Source organism: Mitsuokella sp. AF21-1AC (assembly GCF_003458855.1).
Lineage (GTDB): Bacteria > Bacillota > Negativicutes > Selenomonadales > Selenomonadaceae > Mitsuokella.
On the sequence record NZ_QRVW01000031.1, the window covers coordinates 19,285 to 27,210 of the forward strand.

7 protein-coding genes are annotated in these 7,926 nt (G+C 60.3%); 2 read left to right on the forward strand and 5 right to left on the reverse strand.

Annotated features, from left to right (window positions below):
* The first annotated feature begins 47 nt into the window (after positions 1-47).
* Positions 48-425 carry a hypothetical protein gene (locus DWX75_RS12010; protein WP_147671588.1) on the forward strand — a complete coding sequence of 126 codons (378 nt, stop codon included), beginning with the start codon at positions 48-50 and terminating at the stop codon, positions 423-425.
* A 399-nt stretch (positions 426-824) separates the two neighbouring features.
* Here DWX75_RS12010 and DWX75_RS10305 read toward each other — a convergent pair whose 3' ends face one another.
* The 5 genes from DWX75_RS10305 to thiS form a co-directional block, all read right to left on the reverse strand.
* Positions 825-1,076, reverse strand: coding sequence for a sulfurtransferase TusA family protein (locus DWX75_RS10305; RefSeq protein ID WP_118016232.1), 252 nt, complete (start codon positions 1,074-1,076; stop codon positions 825-827).
* Positions 1,073-1,933 carry a 4Fe-4S binding protein gene (locus DWX75_RS10310; RefSeq protein ID WP_199497595.1) on the reverse strand — a complete coding sequence of 287 codons (861 nt, stop codon included), beginning with the start codon at positions 1,931-1,933 and terminating at the stop codon, positions 1,073-1,075. Before DWX75_RS10310 ends, DWX75_RS10305 begins: the two co-directional genes overlap by 4 nt.
* Positions 1,934-2,422: 489 nt before the next feature.
* A complete protein-coding gene (locus DWX75_RS12230) occupies positions 2,423-3,013 on the reverse strand; it encodes a M67 family metallopeptidase (protein ID WP_233519569.1) in 591 nt (196 codons plus the stop codon).
* 4 nt (positions 3,014-3,017) lie between these two features.
* Positions 3,018-3,842 carry a molybdopterin-synthase adenylyltransferase MoeB gene (locus DWX75_RS10320; protein WP_118016233.1) on the reverse strand — a complete coding sequence of 275 codons (825 nt, stop codon included), beginning with the start codon at positions 3,840-3,842 and terminating at the stop codon, positions 3,018-3,020.
* Positions 3,839-4,048: a sulfur carrier protein ThiS gene (gene thiS / locus DWX75_RS10325; protein ID WP_118016234.1), complete on the reverse strand. Its 210-nt coding sequence runs from the start codon at positions 4,046-4,048 to the stop codon at positions 3,839-3,841. The genes DWX75_RS10320 and thiS overlap by 4 nt, the downstream gene beginning before the upstream one ends.
* A 424-nt stretch (positions 4,049-4,472) precedes the next feature.
* Here thiS and DWX75_RS10330 point away from each other — a divergent pair, with 424 nt between their 5' ends.
* Positions 4,473-7,376 carry an EAL domain-containing protein gene (locus DWX75_RS10330; RefSeq protein ID WP_158558794.1) on the forward strand — a complete coding sequence of 968 codons (2,904 nt, stop codon included), beginning with the start codon at positions 4,473-4,475 and terminating at the stop codon, positions 7,374-7,376.
* The last annotated feature ends 550 nt before the right edge of the window (positions 7,377-7,926 follow it).

A 7,926-nucleotide genomic window follows, 5' to 3' on the forward strand; every position in this document is an offset into this window, starting at 1 on the left:
GCGCTTCGCGCCCATGCGCGGGCTACGACGCTTGTAAAGACTTGCAGTTGAGTTTTGTTCTTGCCCGTCAGCTCAAGGACCTCTTCCGCCCCTCCGGGGCACCTTCTCCGTGCGCGGGCTACGACGCTTGTGAGGACTTGCAGTTGAGTTTTGTTCTTGCCCGTCAGCTCATGGACCTCTTCCGCCTCGCAAGCTCGGCACCTTCCCCGTGCGCGGGGAAGGCTGCGCGACTTGCTGCGCTCGTGTCCTACGAGGGGTATGAGCCTGAGCGGAGGGATGTATTCCGCCTGGAGGCGCGTGGCGACTGCCCGCAGGGCTGGGGCCCAATACGAAAGGACTTTGCACCGGATGTCGGAACGCCGCGGCAGGCGGCGAAGCCTCTTTGCTGCTCGCAGCATGTTGGGCCACATTTAGCCGCGTGCTGAAGCCGGAATACATCCCGCAGCGCCTTTTTACGCCTGTTTACATCGAGCTGCTGCGTCACGGCCTGCAGTCACCCCTTCAGTCGGCTTCGCCGACAGCTTCCCCCAAGGGGACGCCAGCCGACTTCGTGCAGCGTTGCGCCCTCGTCCCCGCCTTCCACATTTAGCCGCGTGCTGAAGCCGGGATACATCCTGCAGCGCCTTTCTGCGTCTGTTTACATCGAGCCTGCGCGTCACGGCCTGCAGTCACCCCTTCAGTCGGCTGCGCCGACAGCTTCCCCCAAGGGGACGCCGACCGACTTCGCGCAGCGTTGCGCCCTCGTCCCCGCCTTCCACATTTAGCCGCGTGCTGAAGCCGGAATACATTCCGCAGCGCCTCACCTCATTTGCCAGGCGTGCGGTTTATGCTGAGAGGCCGGCTTTTTCGACGATGAGGTCGTAGGTGCCGTCGTCATTGCGGCTGACGGAGAGGACCTTGTGGCCCTCGTCCTTGAGGCTGCGCGGCACGTTCTCGATGGGCTCGCCCTCGTTGAGGTGCACGGCAAGTTTCTGGCCGTCCTCGAGGTCCTCGAGGGCTACCTTGACCTTGACGAAGGTGATCGGGCAGACGACATCGGTGATGTCGATGCTGGCGTCGGTTGCAATGTTGCTCATAATACGGCCTCCACGTTCTGCTGGAATTTGTCCCAGCCCACACGATCGAGGCAGTTCGCAAAACGCTCGCTCGGTTTTGCGTTCTCCTCGAAGAATTTCAGCGTCACATCGACGATCTCATAGAGCTTCGCCTCGTCGAAGACAATTGGCAGGAAATGGCGGCCGACGGTGATGCGGTTGCCGTAGAGTCCGCCGAACGAGATGACGAAGCCGCGATCGCCCTGCCAGGCGTCCGTCGGGCAGCTCTTGATGCATTTGCCGCAGTAGACGCATTTCTCGCGCTCAGACGTCACCTGCTGCGCCGCCTTGTCGACCCTGATGATCTTCTCCGGGCAGACGGCCTCGCAGACGCCGCAGTAAATGCAGCTCGCGGCCTCCCATCTTGGCAGCACGCCGCCCTTGACGCCAAAATCGTTTTCTTCGGCCTTGAGGCAGTTGTTGTGGCAGCCCGTGAAGCCAAATTTGAATTTATGCGGCAGTTCTTTGCCGCCGTAACGCTTGTCAAATTCGTTGGCGAGCTTCACGGTGTCGATGAGACCAGACGGACACGTCGCCGCGCCCTGGCAGGCCGTGATTGTGCGCACGCGCGGGCCGCAGACGCCGACCTCGACGCCGCCCTCGTGCAGCACCTTCTTGACCGCGTCGATGTCCGCGAGGCGGATGTACGGGATCTCGATGCCCTGGCGGCTCGTCAGGTGCACGTAGCTCTTGCCGTATTTCTCGGCGACTTTCTGTACGGTTGCGAGCTGCGCGGCCGTGAAGTGGCCGCCGACGGACTTGAGGCGCATCGAGAAGCAGTCCTTCTGCTTCTGGCGCATAAAGCCGCCTTTTTTGAGTTCCTTGTAGTCTACTGCCATGATGGTTCCTCCCAAAATATACACATGATTGCATCTTTCACACACATTTACATCGAACCTCTACGTTATGGCCTTCGGTTACCCCTTCAGTCGGCTGTGCCGACAGCTTCCCCGACCTCATCCGTCAGCCTGCGGCTGCCACCTTCCCCAGAGGGGCTACGTCGCATGCTGGGGCTTGGAGTCGAGTACAGCTGTTGTCTCGCCCGACCATGGACCTCTTCCGCCCCTTCGGGGCACCTTCTCCGTGCGCGGAGAAGGCTGCGCGTCTTGCCTCGCTCGTATGTTCTGCCGAAGGGCACGAGCCCCAAGCCGTCTCCCGCAGGAGAAGGGGACCGCGAAGCGGTGGAAGAGGTCCATGGAGACGTATGCACCAAAACCACCAAAACGCAGCCATTGCCTTGCATGGTATCCCCGTTGGGGAAGGGGGACCGCGTCAGCGGTGGATGAGGTCCTTGGTGAAGGGCCGCCGCTTTTCTGCGCGTTCGCCGCTCAGCGGATGCGCAGGTCCTCTTTGCTCACGCGGGTCTGCTTCTCGATGTGGAAGCTGTTCAGTACAGGCTCACCGCCGTTCAGCGACAGGATGAAGTAGCTTGCCTTGCTGTCAAAGGCGAGACGCTTGTCCTCCTCACTCGGCCGCGACGGGCTCGCGGGGTGGCTGTGCCAGTTGCCGAGGAGCTTCCAGCCGGCCGCGCGCATCTCTTTGACGGCCGCAAACTGCTCGGCGGGGTCGAGTGCGAAATGCTCCGCGCTGTGGTCGACGTTCGTGAGGTAGAAAACCTTCTCGACTGTGCGGACGCCGCCCTCCTCCGTGCCGGCCAGGAGCCCGCAATCCTCGATGGGCGCGAGCTCCCGCGCGTGGCGCACCATTGCGAGGTAGTCGGGAAGCTTCAGCCAGACGATATTCGCCCTGGCTGGCTCTGCCCTGCCCTCATTTGTCGCCGGCGCGGCCTGGCCATCGTCCTGCTTCCCGCGTTGGTTCTCATTTGCTCCGGCGGGCTCTGCCCCGCCCTCGCCTTTCGCTGGCGCAGCCTGGCGCTCGTCCTGCTTTCCGTTTTGGTTCTCGTTTTCCTCGATTGCCATATGCTCAGCCCTTTCTCGCCGCGCGCAGATCGCACGCCGGTTGCTCGTAATCGACAAGCTCCGTAATCGTCGGATGCTCGCCGCAGACGGCGCAGCGCGGATTGCGCGGGATCTTCACCTTGCGGAAATTCATCGTCAGCGCGTCGTACGTCAGGAGGTATCCCGTCAGAAGGTCGCCGATGCCGAGGATGTACTTGAGGGCTTCGGTCGCCTGCAGCGTGCCGATGACGCCGCCCATCACACCGAGAATCCCGGCCTGCCGGCACGTCGGCACCGCGTCCTTCGGCGGCAGCGTCGGGAACACGCAGCGATAGCACGGCCCCCTGCCCGGCACATACGTCATGAGCTGCCCCTGGAAACGGATGATGCCCGCATGCGAGAACGCTTTTTTATCAAAGACGCACGCGTCGTTGATGAGGAACTTCGCGGGGAAATTATCCGTCGCATCGATGATGAAGTCGTAATCCTCGTCGCGGATGATGTCGCGGATATTCGCGGCCGTCACCATCTCGTTGTACGTGCGCACCGTGACGTCGGGATTCATCGCATTGATCGTCTCCTTGCCCGACTGGACCTTCGGCCGGCCGACATCCGACGTCTGATGAATGATCTGGCGCTGCAGATTCGAAAGATCGACCACATCAAAATCCACGAGGCCGATCGTACCGACGCCCGCCGCCGCTAGATACAGTGCCGCCGGCGAACCGAGACCGCCCGTGCCGATGACGAGCACCTTTCCCGAGAGGATCTTCTCCTGGCCCTTGCCGCCGACCTGCTGCAGGATGATGTGGCGCGAATAGCGCTCAAGCTGTTCGTTCGTCAGGCTCATCTCGCACCGCCTCCCATGAAATACAGGAACTCCACCGTGTCGCCGTCCTTGACAAACGTCTTGTCAAAGCCCGAATGATCGACGAATTCGCCGTTGAGCTCCACCGTCACGTACTCGGGCTGCTCCGCCTTCGCCACCTGCAGGAATTCCGTCAGGTTGATGGATTTCTCGATTGTTAAAGGTTCGCCGTTTACTGTCACTGTCATACCGCATGCCTCCCAAGCTGCACATCCCAGAAAAAAAGCCTGCGGAGCTCGTCTCTCTGTCCGCCCGCGCATACGGCAGGCACGCAAAATAAGAAGACCAGCCCCACAGGCTTCCGTTTTTCGAATGACCTATGGATGTTATCTCATATAAATCAGATATGTTTTAAAAACATGTTATCATGATACACCGGAGACGCGCGTTTGTCAACCGGCATTTGCAAAAAGACGGCAGGGCTGCGACTCGCTCCTCTGCCCCGGATATCTTTAGCCCGCAGCGGGGATACGCCTATAGGAAAATGGCAGGAAAAATGATAGAATAAAACCGATAAAATAAATGAAAGGGTATCGAGAAGAAACGAGGACAGACGGCAGGACATCCTTCCTGCTGGACGTGATGGAACCTGCCGGAATAGAGGGGATCGATATGGAAGAACTATTGCATCAGTCCGCGGACATACTGGAACATTTCCCCGGCTGTTTTTACGTGTGCCGGGCGCAGGAGCCATGGGCGGTGCTCTATGCCAACCGGGAGCTGCTGGATTTCCTGGAATGCCAGGATATAGAAGAATGGCGCCGCTACATCCACAACAATACTGAGAACATGCTGGTATTCGAGGATCGGCAGCGCGTGCTGGCGGAAATCCGGAAGCAGCGCCTGGCCGCGCAGGGCCGCTTTGCACACGTCCCCATCCGTCTCCTCACGCGCACGGGCCGCATCCGCTATGCCGAGCTTTCCGGGCGCTGCGTCAAGACCACTCGCGAAGGCGAGGTCTACTGCTGCCTCATCACCGAGACGGAGCATCGCAGCGGCGGCCATGCCATCGACAAGGATGTGCGGGATTACGTCATTCACCATCTCGATGAAGCGATTGAAAAGCATTGGATTCACATTTATTATCAGCCGGTCATCCGTACGCTCACGGGAGATCTCTGCGGCTTTGAAGCGCTCGCGCGCTGGATTGATCCGCATGTCGGCTTCCTCGCGCCGTTTTCCTTCATCCCGGCACTCGAGCAGACGCATCAGATCCACCGGCTCGATGTCTTCGTCCTCAACGAAATCTGCCAGATGCTGCGCCGGCGGCTCGATGAAAATCTCCCCGTCCTCCCCGTTTCCTTCAACCTGTCCCGCCTCGATTTCTCACTGCTCGATGTCTTTGCCGTCATCGAGGAAGCCCTGACCCGCTACGATTTACCGCGCGACCTCCTGCATGTGGAAGTCACGGAAAGCGCCATGGCCAAGGACCCCGGCCCCATCCGCCAGACGATGGACCGGCTGCGCGCGGCCGGCTACGAAGTCTGGCTCGATGATTTCGGCAGCGGCTATTCGTCGCTCAACATCCTCAAGGACTGCACCGTCGATCTCATCAAGCTCGACATGGGGTTCCTGCGCAACTTTACGGAAAAATCGCGTCAGATCATCGCGTCGACCATCGATATGGCCAAACGGCTCGGCATCAAGACGCTGACGGAAGGCGTCGAGACAAAGGAGCAGGCCGATTTCCTCGCTTCGATTGGCTGCGGGCGCCTGCAGGGGTATTATTTCGGCAAGCCGCAGCCGCTCGTGGGCGCCTTTGCGCACAACGAGGCGCAGGGGCGCGGGCTGGAGCTGCGCAAATGGCACCATTACTACGATGTGGCCAGCGCCTCCATCTATCAGACGCCGCACGCCATGACGCTGCTCGAGTTCGCGGACGGCAAGGTGCATCACCTCTACACGAACGAAGCCTATCTCGAGGAGGTGCGGAATCTTCATTACACCCTCGAGCAGGTCGAAGCGTCGGTGAACGATCCGCACGATCCCACCATGTACGCGATATTCCGCGATACGGTGCAGCTGGCGCGCCAAAGCCATCAGCGGGAAACGTGCTTCTATGTGGTGGCCGGCAGCTACATCCGCGTCGAGCTGCGGGTCGTGCTGGAATACGCGGGCCGTGTGCTGATTTTTGCAGAAATCAAGAACATCACCCAGGAGCGCGACCGCCTGACGCACAACCGGTTCGACAAGAATCTCCGGTTCCTCTACACGCTCTTTGACAACATCATGCTTGTCCATCTCGATGACGACTGGCTGGAGCCGCTCTTCATCCAGGAGCCCTCCGAGGCGGAACGGCAGCATCAGAAGAACGAGGGGATCACGAAGATGCTGGTGCATTACGCGCAGGAACTCATCCACCCCGACGACCGGTCGCGTTATCTGGCGTATTGCGATCCCAAGACCGTGCTGGCGCGCCTGATGGCTCAGCCGCACAGCCGTCTCTTCGACTGCTTCCGCGTCCGGGACCGGCATGGCAATTACAGCTGGAAGGAATTCACGGCCACCCTGCTCCCGAACAGCGGGAAGCACGCATTCCTGACGACGGTGCAGGAACTCAACCTGCGGCCGCACACGCTGGAGACGTTGCTGCAGGAGACAGGAGAACCGTCGGTCCTGCCGATTTCCGATGAGCTCGCTGCCCTGCTCTGGAAGAACCTGCAGCATTCCTCCCAGCTCTGCTATTTCTGGAAAGACCGCCAGCGCCGCTTCGTCGGAGCATCCCGGGCGTTCCTCGACTACCACGGTTTTGCTTCGGAGCAGGCGATCCTCGGCAAGACCGATGAGGAGATGGGCTGGCATGTCGATAACGAGCCGTACCGCAACGATGAGCTCGCCGTGCTCGAAAAGGGGCATGTCGTCAACAATGCGCCGGGTCACTGCATCATCCACGGCACCATCCACCACATCACGTGCTACAAATGGCCGATTTATCAGGATGGGCAGATCATCGGACTCATGGGTACGTTCTTCGATGTCGACAACATCCTGCGCAAGAATCTCGAGGATGCCAAGATCACGTATCAGGATATGCTGACGGGCCTCATGAACCGCCAGGGCCTGCTCGACGCGCTCATGCGCTACGAGGAGCAGTGGCAGCTCCACCATCGCCCCTACAGCCTCATCCTGCTCGATGGCCGCTCGTACCAGCGCCTGGCCGATACGTATGGCGAAAAGACGCTCCAGAAGCTCATACAGAAGCAGGCCGATGTGCTCTGCCGCCTGGCCGGCAAGGATGCCGTGCTCGCCCGCGTGACGCAGGCCGTGTTCGCGCTCGTCCGCTATACGGATAAGCGCGATGTGGAAACGCAGGCACAGGAGCTCGCGCAGGCGCTCGAGAATATCCACGAGATCGACGGCAATCCCGTCACGGTCACGATGCAGTACGCCATCGTCCAAAGCGATGAGCCCGGCATCTCCAGCGAAACGATCTACAAGGCCGCCATGGACCGCCTGCAGCGCACCCCCAAAAAAAAATTGAAAACGGATATCAATAAAGTGCAACGCCCCAAATAAGGAGCAGGTGTTGATTTACATCGAGCAACAAAGCAAGTCCCAGCAAGTTCCCCTATCGGCCCTTTGGGCCACTTTCCCCAAAGGGGACAGCTTTCGTAAAGGCGTCCCCAAAGCCTTCCCCTCTGGGGAAGGTGGCAGCCGAAGGCTGACGGATGAGGTTGGGGAAGCTGTCAGCTCAGCTGACTGAAGGGGTGAAGTCTCGCAGCAACTTTTCATTTCGATGTAAATCGAAATATGCGCGGAACTTCGCCCATGGACCCCTTTCGGCCCTGCGGGCCACACCCGGGGATGCAACCGGCATCCCGCGCTTCGCGCCCCCGCACGCGGGGCTACAACGCTTGTGAGGACTTCCAATCGAGTATAGTCCTTGCCCGTCAGTCCATGGACCTCTTCCACCGCTTACGCGGTCCCCCTTCCCCGTGCGCGGGGAAGGCTGGGGCTCGTGCAGATGGCGTCCCCACTGCCTTCCCCTCTGGTGAAGGTGTCACCGCAGGTGACGGATGAGGTCAGGGAAGCTGTCAGCGCAGCTGACTGAAGGGGTGAAGGCTAG